11 protein-coding genes and 1 other annotated feature are annotated in these 14,451 nt (G+C 35.6%); of the genes, 10 read left to right on the top strand and 1 reads right to left on the bottom strand.

The window, feature by feature from the left end; translation table 11 throughout:
* Positions 1–23: 23 nt before the first annotated feature.
* Positions 24–959, bottom strand: a complete 936-nt coding sequence (gene rnhC, locus ACW0JX_RS22160; protein ID WP_053563578.1) for a ribonuclease HIII — start codon at positions 957–959, stop codon at positions 24–26.
* 124 nt (positions 960–1,083) lie between these two features.
* On the opposite strand from rnhC, the gene zapA reads away from it, so the two are divergent.
* From zapA to isdE, 10 genes are all read left to right on the top strand, one after another.
* Positions 1,084–1,353, top strand: a complete 270-nt coding sequence (gene zapA, locus ACW0JX_RS22155) for a cell division protein ZapA (protein ID WP_000082701.1) — start codon at positions 1,084–1,086, stop codon at positions 1,351–1,353.
* Position 1,354: 1 nt separating this feature from the next.
* Complete coding sequence (locus ACW0JX_RS22150) at positions 1,355–1,894, top strand: CvpA family protein (protein WP_000565409.1); 540 nt, start codon at positions 1,355–1,357, stop codon at positions 1,892–1,894.
* Between the two features lie 55 nt (positions 1,895–1,949).
* Complete coding sequence (gene polX, locus ACW0JX_RS22145; RefSeq protein ID WP_000867533.1) at positions 1,950–3,668, top strand: DNA polymerase/3'-5' exonuclease PolX; 1,719 nt, start codon at positions 1,950–1,952, stop codon at positions 3,666–3,668.
* A 19-nt stretch (positions 3,669–3,687) separates the two neighbouring features.
* The gene (locus ACW0JX_RS22140; RefSeq protein WP_000893743.1) at positions 3,688–6,048 is read left to right on the top strand and encodes an endonuclease MutS2; all 2,361 of its coding nucleotides are present in this window, start codon (positions 3,688–3,690) and stop codon (positions 6,046–6,048) included.
* Positions 6,049–6,243: 195 nt separating this feature from the next.
* Entirely contained in the window at positions 6,244–6,933 is a 690-nt protein-coding gene (locus tag ACW0JX_RS22135) for a 23S rRNA pseudouridine(2604) synthase RluF (RefSeq protein ID WP_000700737.1), read from the top strand.
* 108 nt (positions 6,934–7,041) lie between these two features.
* Positions 7,042–7,297 (top strand) — a binding site (T-box leader).
* A 115-nt stretch (positions 7,298–7,412) separates the two neighbouring features.
* Positions 7,413–8,738, top strand: a complete 1,326-nt coding sequence (gene brnQ6, locus ACW0JX_RS22130; RefSeq protein ID WP_000842650.1) for a branched-chain amino acid transport system II carrier protein BrnQ6 — start codon at positions 7,413–7,415, stop codon at positions 8,736–8,738.
* Between the two features lie 491 nt (positions 8,739–9,229).
* Positions 9,230–9,943 (top strand): heme uptake protein IsdC, encoded by a 714-nt coding sequence (gene isdC / locus ACW0JX_RS22125; RefSeq protein ID WP_053563579.1) that lies wholly within the window; start codon positions 9,230–9,232, stop codon positions 9,941–9,943.
* 23 nt (positions 9,944–9,966) lie between these two features.
* Entirely contained in the window at positions 9,967–10,425 is a 459-nt protein-coding gene (locus ACW0JX_RS22120) for an NEAT domain-containing protein (RefSeq protein ID WP_168410176.1), read from the top strand.
* A 24-nt stretch (positions 10,426–10,449) separates the two neighbouring features.
* Positions 10,450–13,494: an NEAT domain-containing protein gene (locus tag ACW0JX_RS22115; protein WP_459245062.1), complete on the top strand. Its 3,045-nt coding sequence runs from the start codon at positions 10,450–10,452 to the stop codon at positions 13,492–13,494.
* A 69-nt stretch (positions 13,495–13,563) separates the two neighbouring features.
* Positions 13,564–14,445: a heme ABC transporter substrate-binding protein IsdE gene (gene isdE, locus ACW0JX_RS22110; protein WP_168410178.1), complete on the top strand. Its 882-nt coding sequence runs from the start codon at positions 13,564–13,566 to the stop codon at positions 14,443–14,445.
* The last annotated feature ends 6 nt before the right edge of the window (positions 14,446–14,451 follow it).

Here is a 14,451-nt window from a genome sequence, read left to right as displayed (position 1 = left end):
GTAGGCTCCTGTTTTTGTCGATACTATTTTAATAAGCGAAACGCCTTCTCTGTATTAGCAAAATGCAGTTTCACAAACTCAGGTAATCGTTCTTTACCAAGCTTTTGAATTAATTTAGCAGCAGCGATATCAACTTGTTTACCAGCACCTTTTGGAAGTGGCATACCAGCTTTTTTACTTAGTTCGTCAAACTGTTTTACGAATGAGTAGCGAGCTAAAATAGAAGCAGCGGCTACTGCTAAATGGACGCTTTCACCTTTCGTAGCGAAATAAACATTTTCACGCTGTACCTGTTTTTGTTTTGCTAAATATTTATAGTATGTATCAGGTTGTGTGAATTGATCGATTAAGACGCCTTCAGGTTTTGTAGGTGCCATTTTAGCTAATAAGTTTGTAATAGCTTTATTGTGTAGTAAAGCTTTTAACTTACCTTGATTGTTTCCTTTATCAAATAGCTCGTTATATTTTTCATTATGAAGGACAAGAGAGCTGTAAGGAACAACGTGTAGAAGTTGTTTCGCAATGGCAGTAATTTGATCGTCATTTAAGTTTTTAGAGTCTTTTACACCAAGTTCTTTTAGCAGTGGGATTTGCTTTGCATCCACATATACAGCAACGACTGTCATCGGTCCAAAGAAATCTCCCGTACCAACTTCATCAGACCCTACAATAGACATTGTACCGATGGAAGCGGGCGGCGCATAACGATGGGAATCGACAGATTTTTTTACAGCTGTTTTCGGTGTTTGAGAGACAGTTTGCCAACGAGAAGCTTCTGCTTCAGCGCGGCCTCCTTGGAACATTACTTTTCCAGATTTATACGCTGTAATTGTGCAAGATGGTACCTTTGCCATGAAGATTCCGCCTTGTGGAATTTTTGGGCTAAGCGAATGTTTATATTGTTGTTTCATGTCTTCAATTACTGTAGAATTTGTTTGAATTACGATAGAATTTGACATAATGGTCGCCCCTTTTTTTATATTGTTATTTTTATCATATCGGATTGTTCTTTCTGTTTCCATATTATGAAGGTTCATGGTATGATAAACTTTAGGATTCTGTACGTGATTGGAGGCCGGTGAGTTGTCACAACAAAAGGGAAAGAAAAGTCGAATTAATGTAGAAATCTATGGTCAGCAATATTCAGTTGTTGGCGATGAAAGTACAAGTCATATCCGCATGGTAGCAGCGATTGTGGATGATAAAATGCGCGAACTCAATGCCAAGAATCCTTCGCTTGACACGAGTAGACTAGCGGTATTGACGGCGGTAAACGTCATACACGATTACATAAAATTAAAAGAAGAACATGAGAAATTGAAAGAAAGTATGACAAAAAAAGGAATGGAATAACATGATTGATATTATTATCATTTTACTGCTTGTTATGGGATTTTTCCTCGGCTTACGCAGAGGGTTTATTCTGCAACTTGTAAAGTTAACAAGCTTTATTATCGCATACCTTGTTGCATACTGGTACTGTAAAGATTTAGCGCCAGCACTTGCGAAATTTATTCCGTATCCATTTGATAAAAACGTATCTGTTCCAGAATGGATTGATGCAAATAATATTGAGACAGTATTTTATCAAGCGCTTGCGTTTATCATATTGTTTATTATCACTAAAATTGCACTTTCATTACTTGGTAATTTGTTAAATATGTTTGCAGAAATACCGGTTTTAAAGCAAGTAAATGCGTTTGCGGGGGCAATCCTCGGATTTTTAGAAGTATATATTATTTTGTTTGTCTTAATTATCATTGGAAATATTCTTCCGATTGAACAAGTACAAACACCATTACAAAAATCATCAATTAGCAAAATAATTGTAGACGATACACCGATTCTATCTGAAAAGGTGAAGGAACTATGGCAGACAGGTAGCAGAGTATAACTTCTCTTTTTTCGGAAAGAGAAGTTTTTTTCTATGAAAGAAAGGCGGGGCAATGATGAAAGTAAATAAAAAACAAGTTATCAAATTATTAGAGACAATCGGGCTTTTTATGGAACTAAAGGGTGCGAATCCATTTAAAATATCTGCATTTCGTAAAGCGGCAGCAGCATTGGAAAGTGACGATCGTAGTCTTTCTGAAATTGAAGATTTCACAAAGATTCCAGGAATCGGAAAAGGAACAGCAGCCGTTATTCAAGAATATATAGAATCGGGAACATCTGAAGTATTGCAAGAACTTGAGAAAGAAGTACCAAGTAGCTTATTGCCGTTATTAAAACTACCAGGACTTGGTGGTAAAAAGGTGGCTAAGTTATATAAAGAACTTGGTGTTGTTGATATGGAATCGCTAAAAGCTGTTTGTGAGGAAAATAAAGTACAGGCTTTAGCAGGTTTCGGTAAGAAGACAGAAGAGAAAATATTAGAAGCAATCGATCAAGTAGGCTCTCGTCCAGAGCGTTTACCAATTGCGATGGTATTGCCTATTGCCGGGGAAATAGAGGAGAAATTGTCGAATATTGCTGAAGTAATTCGTTTCTCTCGCGCTGGTAGTTTGCGCCGTGTTCGTGAAACAGTGAAAGATTTAGATTTTATCATTGCAACGACAGAACCAGCAGCGGTACGTGAGCATTTACTACAATTTGATAATATGATTGAAGTAATAGCAAGTGGAGATACGAAAGTTTCTGTCCGTCTTCAATATGAATATGATATTTCAATTGATTTCCGTTTAGTAAAACCAGAAGAGTTTATTACAACTCTTCACCATTTCACAGGATCAAAAGATCATAACGTAAAAATGCGTCAAATCGCAAAAGATAAAGGCGAGAAAATTAGTGAGTACGGTGTAGAGAACTTGGAAACAGGTGAAGTGAAAACATTTGAGACTGAAGAAGACTTCTTTGCTCATTTCGGTTTGCCATTTATTCCGCCAGAAGTGCGTGAAGATGGAAAAGAAATTGAATTAATTAAAGAGTATCCAAACTTAATTCAGTTTTCCGATATACAAGGTGATTTACATATGCATACAACTTGGAGTGACGGTGCTTTTTCTATTGAAGAAATGGTACAAGCGTGCCGTGCTCGTGGATATAAGTTTATGGCGATTACTGATCACTCGCAATACTTAAAAGTGGCGAACGGTTTAACGAAAGAGCGTCTTCGTGAGCAAGCGAAAGAAATTGAACGTATGAATGAAAAGTATCCAGACATTACAATTTTACGCGGAATTGAAATGGACATTTTACCAGATGCCTCTCTTGATTTTGATGATGAAGTATTAGAAGAATTAGACTATGTCATTGGAGCGATTCACTCTAGCTTCTCACAAGACCGTGAAACGATTATGAAGCGTCTGCGTACTGCACTTGAGAATAAACATGTCACAATGATTGCCCATCCGACAGGACGTCTTCTCGGGCGCCGTGAGGGTTATGATGTAGATACAGATTTATTAATTGAACTCGCAAAAGAGACAAATACAGTTTTAGAATTAAATGCGAATCCGAACCGTCTAGATTTAAGCGCGAAATTATTAAAACAAGCACAAGATGCTGGTGTAAAAGTAGCGATTAATACGGATGCTCATACACTTGAAATGTTAGAAGATATGGAAACAGGTGTAGCTGCAGCACGTAAAGGTTGGATTCAAAAAGATAACGTGATTAACACATGGGATATTGAACGTTTATTAGACTATATTAAACGTAATAAGTAACACAAGGGGGACCTGCAACATGTTAGAAAGAACGTTGCGTGTATTAGAATACAATAAAGTAAAAGAACAATTACTTGAACATACAGCCTCTTCACTTGGCCGTGATAAAGTGAAGAATTTAGTGCCGAGCACTGATTTTGAAGAAATTGTAGAAATGCAAGATACAACGGATGAAGCAGCGAAAGTCATTCGTTTAAAAGGTAGTGCACCATTAGGTGGCATTACGGATATTCGCTCGAATGTGAAGCGTGCAAAGATTGGAAGTATGTTAAGCCCGAATGAACTACTTGATATTGCGAATACGATGTATGGTAGTCGTAATATGAAACGTTTCATTGAAGATATGGCTGATAACGGTGTCGAGCTTCCGATTTTAGAAACTCATGTCGCTCAAATTGTATCTTTATATGAGTTAGAAAAGAAAATTACAAATTGCATCGGTGATGGCGGTGAAGTAGTCGATAGTGCGAGTGATAAACTGCGTGGTATTCGTACTCAAATTCGTACTGCGGAAAGCCGTATTCGTGAAAAGTTAGAAAATATGACGCGTTCTTCAAACGCGCAAAAGATGCTGTCTGACTCGATTGTAACAATTCGTAATGAACGTTACGTAATCCCAGTAAAACAAGAATACCGCGGCGTATATGGCGGTATTGTTCACGACCAATCTGCTTCTGGACAAACATTATTTATTGAACCACAAGTAATTGTAGAATTAAATAATGCACTACAAGAAGCACGAGTGAAAGAAAAACAAGAAATTGAACGCATCTTATTAATGTTAACAGAAGAAGTGGCAGTAGAAGCCGATATCGTTTTATCAAACGTAGAAGTAGTTGCAAATCTTGATTTCATCTTTGCGAAAGCTTTTTATGCGAAACGAATTAAAGCAACGAAACCAATTGTAAATAACGAGCGTTATATGGATTTAAGACAAGCTCGTCATCCGCTAATCGATCCAGAAATTATTGTGCCAAATAACATTATGCTAGGTAAAGATTTCACAACAATTGTTATTACAGGACCGAATACAGGTGGTAAAACAGTTACGCTGAAAACAGTTGGTATTTGTGTATTAATGGCGCAATCTGGTCTTCACATTCCAGTAATGGATGAGTCAGAGATTTGTGTATTTAAAAATATCTTTGCTGATATCGGTGATGAGCAGTCGATTGAACAAAGCTTAAGTACGTTCTCCTCACATATGGTGAACATTGTAGATATTTTAGAAAAAGCTGATTTTGAAAGCTTAGTTTTATTTGATGAATTAGGTGCTGGAACAGACCCGCAAGAAGGTGCTGCACTAGCAATTTCGATTTTAGATGAAGTATGTAACCGCGGTGCTCGCGTTGTTGCTACGACGCATTACCCAGAATTAAAAGCATACGGATACAACCGTGAGCAAGTTATTAATGCGAGTGTTGAGTTTGATGTAAATACATTAAGTCCAACTTATAAATTATTAATCGGTGTACCAGGTCGCAGTAACGCCTTTGAAATTTCGAAGCGCCTTGGATTATCTGATCGCGTTATTGACCAAGCACGTAACCATATTAGTACAGATACAAATAAAATTGAAAATATGATTGCGAAGTTAGAAGAAAGCCAGAAGAACGCAGAGCGTGACTGGAACGAAGCAGAGGCACTTCGCAAACAATCTGAGAAACTTCATCGTGAGTTGCAACGTCAAATTATTGAGTTTAACGATGAGCGTGATGAAAAACTATTAAAAGCGCAAAAAGAAGGGGAAGAAAAAGTCGAAGCTGCGAAGAAAGAAGCAGAAGGTATTATTCAAGAACTTCGTCAATTGCGTAAAGCACAGCTTGTAAATGTGAAAGACCATGAGCTTATTGAAGCGAAGAGCCGTCTAGAAGGAACAGCGCCAGAGCTTGTGAAGAAACAAAAAGTAAACGTGAAAAACACTGCGCCGAAACAACAGTTACGCGCAGGTGATGAAGTAAAAGTATTAACGTTCGGTCAAAAGGGTCAATTACTTGAAAAAGTAAGTGATACAGAGTGGAGCGTACAAATCGGTATTCTGAAGATGAAAGTAAAAGAATCTAACATGGAATACATTAACACACCGAAGCAAACAGAGAAAAAAGCAGTCGCAAGTGTGAAGGGTAGAGATTACCACGTTTCATTGGAACTTGATCTTCGCGGTGAACGTTATGAAGATGCAATGATGCGCGTTGAAAAATATTTAGACGATGCCCAGCTTGCAAGTTATCCTCGTGTATCAATCATTCACGGTAAAGGAACAGGAGCGCTTCGCCAAGGTGTACAAGATTACTTGAAGAAGCATCGCGGCGTGAAGAATTACCGTTACGGTGACATGGGCGAGGGAGGCCTAGGCGTAACAGTTGTCGAATTAAAATAGCAAACAACGAAACAAAGGGGAAACCATTATATGTTTATGGACAAACTTGCAAAAGTATTGTTAGCTTGTTGTGGAATATTTTTGGTGATTGGGGTTATTTATTTAGTTGTTTTTGCGAAGTGAAAAAGCGTCAATCGTGGCATAATGATATTGCCATAGATTGACGTTTTTATTATATATGAAAAGGAATAAAACATGAAAATCAACCAATACATAAGCGAAGCAAAATCATGCTCAAGACGTGAAACAGACCGCCTTATTAAAGCTGGACGCGTGGCTATTAATGGCGAAATATGTACGCACGGTGCACTTGTGAGCGATGGTGATGTTGTAACGATTGATGGACAGGTTATTGCGAAAGAAGAGAAAGAAAAGGTGTATATCGCATTCCATAAACCAGTCGGAATTACTTGTACAGCAGCTGATCATATTGAAGATAATATTATTGATTATATCAATTACCCAGAGCGAATCTTTCCAGTTGGGCGATTAGATAAAGCATCAGAAGGACTTATTTTATTAACGAATGATGGCGCGATTGCCAATCAAATTTTACACGGTGATCACGAACACGAGAAAGAATATGTTGTCACAGTCGATAAACCTTTTACGGACTGGTTTATTGATGAGATGTCCAGCGGTGTAAAGATTAAAGATGGTATGACGAAGCCGTGCAAAGTGACGAGAGTCGATCAATCAACATTTCGTATCGTTTTAACGCAAGGAATGAACAGGCAAATTCGTAGAATGAGTCGTGCTTTCGGATTTACTGTAATAAAGCTAAAGCGAGTGCGCATTATGAATATAGAGCTAAATGAGCTTGGAGTAGGAAAATGGCGGAACATTGCAACTGAGGAATTAGAGATATTAAAAGGGCAGTTATAGGGAGGAAAAATTTTCTCCCTATATTTTTTTGTCAGAAAAAATAAAACTATTGATTTTTTAAAAAATAGCCCATATAATAAAAAACAACAAGTTTCGACAAGATATTTTATAAAAGTAATGATGAGGACATGAGTTGTATTTTACGATTCTCAGAGAGGGGAGCCTTAGGCTGTGAGCTTCCTAATACGAAAAGACAAGCTTACCACCTCTAAACTTCAAGAGTGAACTGCATACATGATGCATTGTAATTCTTGACGGATAAAACCGTTATCAATTTACACGAGCTATAAAATGAGCTTATTTTGCTATAAATTCATTTTATTAGAATAAGGGTGGAACCACGATTTCAACACTCGTCCCTTTGTTAGGGACGGGTGTTTTTTGCGTTCTTTTACGGGGAAGTATGCTTGAAAGAGGATATGTGACGGATTTAAAATCAGAATATTTTGTCAATTAATTATTTTAGGAGGTTAGTAGAAATGAAATCATCTTTAAAGTTTTCAGAGATGTTTGCAATAAGTTTAATGTTATTTGCACTGTTTTTTGGTGCAGGCAATATGATTTTTCCACCAGCGTTAGGGCAAGGTGCTGGAACGGACGTATGGATCGCGCTGTTTGGTTTTATCGTAACAGGGGTTGGACTACCTTTATTAGGAGTAATTGTTATAGCTTTAAAGGGAGATATTAATGAGCTAGCAGGACGTGTACATCCTATATTCGCACTTGTTTTTATCACTGCAATTTATTTATGTTTAGGCGTATTCGTAAGTGTGCCGCGTACAGGAACAGTAGCTTATGAGATGAGTGTTGCACCGTTTTTACCAAGTGAGATAGCTGGTCAGTCATATCCACTTGTTATCTTTACACTTATTTTCTTTGCAGTCACTTTCTATTTAGCTTTAAATCCTTCGAAATTAGTGGGGCGTATTGGTAAAGTACTAACTCCAATATTATTAGCAGTTATTGCAATTATCGTAGGTAAAGCACTTATTACACCAATTGGAGAATTTGGTGCACCGACAGAAGCGTATAGTGCTCCTCTCTTCAAAGGATTTATTGATGGATATTTAACTTTAGATGGACTTGCAGCACTTGTTTTCGGAAATGTTGTAATTCATGCGTTAAAAGAAAAAGGCATTACAAATAAAAATAGTATTGCAAAAGTAACAATCTTTGCAGGATTTATTGCAGCACTTGGTTTACTACTTGTATATTTAGCGCTTGCGTATCTTGGAGCTTCTAGTGTATCGCTTGGAATGGGCGCAAACGGAGGAATTATTTTAACAAATGTCGTGAATCATTTATTTGGTAGCTACGGAACTTTATTACTAGGGATCGCAATTACAGCAGCATGTTTAACAACTTCTGTAGGTATTGTTGCAGCTTGTGGTGATTACTTCTCTTCCTTATTACCAAAGCTTTCTTATCAAAAAGTCGTTTTCATTTTCTGTGTATTAGCATTTATGGTAGCAAACCTTGGGTTAACTCAGTTAAATGCATTAGCATTACCAATCTTAATCGCCATTTATCCAATTGGAATCGTACTTATCGTATTATCACTTGTTGAAAACTACGTTCGTCTTCCATTAGCGATGTATGTGGGCGGGATTGTAGGAGCATTTGCAATAAGTTTCTTTGATGGGTTACACAATGCAAACCTTCAAATTGCAGCGCTAGCACCTATTTTAGATAAGATTCCATTATATAGTGTAGGAATTGGTTGGTTAGTTCCAGGCATAATCGGTATAGGATTTGGTTATATAGTTTCTAAGTTTCAAAAGCAGGAAATTGCTGTAGAAAAATAGAGAAAAGAGGCTTTCTATAATAGAAAGTCTCTTTTTTTGTAGAAAAAGCCACATATAGAGAAATTCAGATATTAAAAATTTTATACGTAATATAGTTGACAAAAAATTTATGAGTAGGCTAAGATTGACTTAGTTGTGGAAATATTGGAAGGGAAGTGAGGGAAAAGGGTTTTCTATAACTAAAGTGTTGTTAGGGGAAAGAGGTGAAAGAAGAGGAGAAGAGATAGTTTATTTTTTTTGATTTATATTGAGAATGATAATCAATAAATAAGTCTTGAAATTTTTTCTCAGTTTCTATGCCTTCATATAAGGAATAGGGTGAGATATTATTTTTAACATTCAATGAGAATGATAATCAATAATACTTATATTACATAAAAGAATGCTAATTAAATAATAGGTAGAAGAGATTATTTTTTTTCTTATAAATTGAGAATAATTATCATTTTCAAAAAGTGAAGTGAAAGATAACAAAGGAGGAAACAAGAAAAATGAAAAAGGTTTCTGTATTACCCGCTTTTATTATAACGTTCGTATGTATGCTAGCTTTTCTTGTAATGCCATACGGGAATGCTTCAGCAAAACTAGCTGATGGTACTTACGATATTAATTACGTAATTCAAAAAGCGGAAAATGATTCAGCTTCAATGGCAAATGACTATTTTGAAAAGCCAGCAAAATTAATAGTGAAAAACGGTGAGATGAGAGTACAAGTTCCGATGAATCATAGTGCTTGGATTACAGAATTTAAAGCACCAGAGAACGGGAATTTTGTTGATGCGAAAGTTGTTAGTAAAGATGAATCGGCAGATAAAAGAACAGTAGAGTTTAAAGTAGATGATTTATCCAAACCAGCAGCTGTAAAAATTCATGTTGTTGTACCAAATGCAAACTATGACCACCACTACACAATTCGTTTTGCTTTTGATGCAAATGTAAAAGCTGTAGGTGGCGATAACGGCGTAGCTGCTACAACAAAAAATAATGATCAAGCGAAAACAGATACACAAGTAAAAGAAGAGAAAACAAAAGTAGAGAGTAAGGAAACAGCTAAAGAAGCGAACAAAGAAACAAAAAATGAAAATGGAAAAGCTGAAAAAACAGATAACCCAAAAACAGGCGATGAAGCACGTATTGGATTGTTTACAGCGTTAATTCTTATTTCAGGTGCTTTCTTAATTCGTAAAGTGAAATTGAGTAAATAAATCTTTTGAAGGGTGATGAATATATGTTTAAACAATTTAAAATGATTATTGCCGTATTTGCTGTTTTATTTACGTTTATCGCAACACTAGGTTTACAAGATGCAAAGGCTGCTACAAAACTAGCTGATGGAAAATATAATATTGCTTTTACTGTATGGAAAGGCGATAAAGATGAATCGTCTAGAATGAATAGTTATTTTGAAAGCCCAGCAACATTAACAGTTAAAAATGGAAAACAATATGTTTCATTTAAAGTGAAAGATAGTGCTTCTATTAAAAGTTTCCAAGTAGAAAAAGATGGTCAATTTGTAGAAACAACCGTGTTAAGTGAAAACAAAAAAGATAATACTAGAGTTGTAGAATTTGAAGTTGCTGACTTGTCAAAAAAACTAAATGGCAAGGTGAAAATTAATATTCCAATTATTAATTATAATGCTTCGTATGATATTCGCTTTGTATTTGATGGGAAGAGTATTAAATAATTTTCAAAAGGGAGAGTCGTTCCATTGAACAGGTATACAAAAATTATTGTTGCTATGTTTTTAATGATATTTACATTCGTATCAACATTACAACCACTTGCAGTTCAAGCAGCTACCAAGTTGGCTGACGGTGAATATTCAATTGGCTTCAAAGTTTTAAAAGATACATCAGATGAAGAATCGATGATGAATCAATATTCAGTAAGCCCGGGAACTTTAAAAGTGAAGGATGGGAAAAAGAAAGTATCCTTTACATTAACGAATAGTTCATGGATTACGAAGTTTGAAACAGAAAAAGCAGGTAAGCTAGTTGCGACAAATATAATTAGTGAAGATAAAGAAAAAGATACAAGAGTAGTAGAATTTGATGTAGAAGATGTAGAGAAGGTATTAAATGCAAAAGTAAAAGTAGATATTGATTTTTTAAATTATCATCATGAGTACGACGTTCGTATTGCATTTGATCAAAATAGCATTACACCAATTCATGTAGAAAAACCAAATGAAAAAGAGGACCCAGCTAATAAGCCAGATCCAAATAAAACTACCGATCCAGATCAGAAGCCCGACCAAAAGCCTGACCCAGATCAACAACCAAATTCTAACACAATTACAGATGGTGCGTACAGCATTCCATTTAAAGTATTAAAAGATCAAACAGATGAAGAATCTAAGATGAATACTTACATGGTAAATCCAGGAGTATTAAAAGTAGAAAACGGTAAGAAAAAAGCAATTGTAACACTAAAAAGTAGCTCATTAATTAAAAATTTCCAAACGGAAAAAGATGGCGCATTTGTTGATGCAAAAGTAGTGAGTGAGGATAAGGAAAAAGATACAAGAGTAGTAGAGTTTGAAGTAAACGATTTATCTAAAAAACTAAATACAAAAGTATTTATCGAAATGGCATCAAGAAATTATAAGCAAACGCATGATGTACAACTTTTATTTGAACAAGATAAACTTGAACAAATTAAAAATGAAGAGAAACAACCAGAAGTAGAAAAACCGGAAGCAGAAAAACCAGAAGTAGAAAAACCAGAAGTAGAAAAACCAGAAATAGAAAAACCGGAAGTAGAAAAACCGGAAGCAGAAAAACCAGAAGTAGAAAAACCAGAAGTAGAAAAACCAGAAATAGAAAAACCGGAAGTAGAAAAACCAGAAGCAGAAAAACCAGAAGTAGAAAAACCGGAAGCAGAAAAACCAGAAGTAGAAAAACCAGAAGTAGAAAAACCGGAAGTAGAAAAACCAGAAGTAGAAAAACCAGAAGTAGAAAAACCGGAAGTAGAAAAACCAGAAGCAGAAAAACCAGAAGTAGAAAAACCGGAAGCAGAAAAACCAGATGAAAATAAAAAACCAGATGCTGAAACAATTAAAGATGGTGAATACAGCATCAATTTTAAAGCATTAAAAGATCAAACAGACGAAATTTCAATGATGAACACATATACAAAAAGTCCAGGTGTGCTAAAAGTAAAAGATGGTAAGAAGTATGTATCATTTACGTTAACGAACAGTTCTTGGATTACAAAATTTGAATTTGAGAAAAATGGTTCGTTTGTTGATGCAAAAGTAATAAGTGAAGATAAAAAAGCTGATACACGCGTAGTGGAAGTAGAAGTACCAGATTTATCGAAAAAGTTAAATGCAAAAGTAAAAGTAGATATCGATTCAATGAATTATCACCATTTTTACGATATTCAATTTGCATTTGATAAAGGTAGCATTAAGCCGTTAGATAACCAAGGAGGAAACGACAACCAAGGCGGAAATAACAACCAAGGTGGAAACGACAACCAAGGAGGAAACGACAACCAAGGAGGAAACGACAACCAGGGTGGAAACGACAACCAAGGAGGAAACGACAACCAAGGCGGAAATAACAACCAAGGAGGAAACGACAACCAAGATAATAACACAACAATTGATCCAAAAGCTCTTAAAGATGGTGAATACAGCATTGGCTTTAAAGTGTTAAAAGATCAAACAGATGAAATCTCAATGATGAACACATACACAAAAAGCCCAGGTGTATTAAAAGTAAAAGATGGTAAGAAATACGTATCGTTTACATTAACAAATAGTACATGGATTACGAAATTTGAATTTGAGAAGAATGGTTCTTTCGTTAATGCAAAAGTGTTAAGTGAAAATAAAGAACAAAATACAAGAGTAGTAGAAGTAGAAGTAAACGATTTGTCTAAAAAATTAAATGCAAAAGTAAAAGTAGATATTGATTCAATGAATTATCACCATTTCTACGATGTTCAATTTGTATTTGATCAAGACAGTATTAAAGCTTTAGGGAACCAAGGTGGAAACGACAACCAAGGAGGAAACGACAACCAAGGAGGAAACGACAACCAAGGCGGGAATGACAACCAAGGTGGGAATGGAAACCAAGGTGGAAATAATAACCCGAAAGTAATAGTTGACCCGAAAAATTTAGTAGATGGCCAATATGATATTACATTTAAAGTATTAAAAGATAAAACAGATGAGATTTCAAAGATGAATGACTATGTTGTAAATCCAGCGAAATTAATCGTAAAAGATGGTAAAAAATACATTGAGATGACGCTGAAAAATAGTGCGTGGATTACGAAATTCCAAACGGAAAACAAGGAACTATTCGCTGATGCGAAAGTAGTAAGCGAAGATAAAAATGCAAATACGCGAGTAGTACAGTTTGAAGTAGAAGATCTATTTAAAAAATTAAACGCAAAAGTAAAGGTAGACATCGATGAGATGAACTACCATCATTTCTACGATGTACAAATTCAATTTGATACAAATAATATCGGCGCGTTAGGAACTATTAAAGAGGAACCGAAAAATGAACCGAAAAATCCAGTGACTACACCGAAAGTAGATAATGTAAAAACAGTAGGTACTCCTGATTTTAACCGAAATGCAGATGGTCAGAAGAAAAAAGAAGATACAAAAAATGATTCGAAAAAAGAGAAAAACTCAAAAACTGCAGATACAGCACAACTTGGTTTATACATGGTGTTACTGCTAGGTTCACTTGCTTTACTAGTTCGTAAATATAGAGCAGGTAGATTGTAATTTTTGGAGTCTTGATGCATGTTCGCGTGCATCAAGACTTGTTTCATATTGTATGGAAGGGAGTGGTGATTGAGAGTGAAGAAAATCGTAAGTGTACTAATGGCTATCATTTTGTTAATGAGTATAGCCGGGTGCTCATCACCAAAAAAAGAAACAGCAAAGCAGGTAAAGAGTGAGAGTAAGGAGCGCGTTGTTGCAACAACAGTGGCTGTTACTGAAATTATGGATGCGTTAGAAGTAGATTTAGTCGGCGTTCCAACAAGTTCTAAAACTTTACCGAAGCGATATAAAGGTTTACCTGAAGTTGGGAATCCAATGAGTCCAGATATGGAAAAGGTAAAGTCATTAAAGCCTTCAGAAGTGTTATCTGTGACAACACTTGAATATGAATTAAAGCCAGTTTTTGATGGTGTGGGTATGAAAGCAAACTTTTTAGATTTAACGAGTTTAAAAAATATGCAAAGTTCTATTAGCGATTTAGGTAAGAAATATGGAAGTGAAAAGCAGGCTGAAGCAGTAGTAACTAAGTTAGATAAAAAGGTTGCTAGCATTCAAAAGGAAGTAAAAGGAAAGAAAGAACCGACAGTGCTTATTTTATTAGGTGTGCCGGGCAGTTATTTAGTAGCAACAGAGCATTCTTATATTGGAGATTTAGTGAAACAACTAGGTGGTAAAAATATTGTACAAGGTGAACAAGTAGAATATTTAGCTTCTAATACAGAGTATTTAAAGAAAGCTGATCCAGATATTATTTTACGAGCAGCTCATGGTATGCCTGATGAAGTTGTAAAAATGTTTGATAAAGAATTTAAAACAAATGACATTTGGAAACACTTTGCTGCGGTTAAAAATAACCGTGTTTACGATTTAGAAGAGCGTTTATTTGGAACGACAGGCAATTTAGCAGCAATTGAAGCGTTAGATGAATTGAAAAAAATGATGTATCCGTGATGCATT

The sequence above is a fragment of the Bacillus sp. C-3-6 genome (genome assembly GCF_054509685.1).
Note: the sequence above shows the minus strand (reverse complement) of the source record. Positions and strands in the feature narration are given on the sequence as shown.

What these genes read in the sequence shown, in the direction of transcription:
- rnhC (WP_053563578.1), bottom strand. Translation starts at nt 959, where the DNA reads ATGTCAAATTCTATCGTAATTCAAACAAATTCTACAGTAATTGAAGAC.
- ACW0JX_RS22150 (WP_000565409.1), top strand. Translation starts at nt 1,355, where the DNA reads ATGATTGATATTATTATCATTTTACTGCTTGTTATGGGATTTTTCCTC.
- polX (WP_000867533.1), top strand. Translation starts at nt 1,950, where the DNA reads ATGAAAGTAAATAAAAAACAAGTTATCAAATTATTAGAGACAATCGGG.
- ACW0JX_RS22140 (WP_000893743.1), top strand. Translation starts at nt 3,688, where the DNA reads ATGTTAGAAAGAACGTTGCGTGTATTAGAATACAATAAAGTAAAAGAA.
- ACW0JX_RS22135 (WP_000700737.1), top strand. Translation starts at nt 6,244, where the DNA reads ATGAAAATCAACCAATACATAAGCGAAGCAAAATCATGCTCAAGACGT.
- brnQ6 (WP_000842650.1), top strand. Translation starts at nt 7,413, where the DNA reads ATGAAATCATCTTTAAAGTTTTCAGAGATGTTTGCAATAAGTTTAATG.
- isdC (WP_053563579.1), top strand. Translation starts at nt 9,230, where the DNA reads ATGAAAAAGGTTTCTGTATTACCCGCTTTTATTATAACGTTCGTATGT.
- ACW0JX_RS22120 (WP_168410176.1), top strand. Translation starts at nt 9,967, where the DNA reads ATGTTTAAACAATTTAAAATGATTATTGCCGTATTTGCTGTTTTATTT.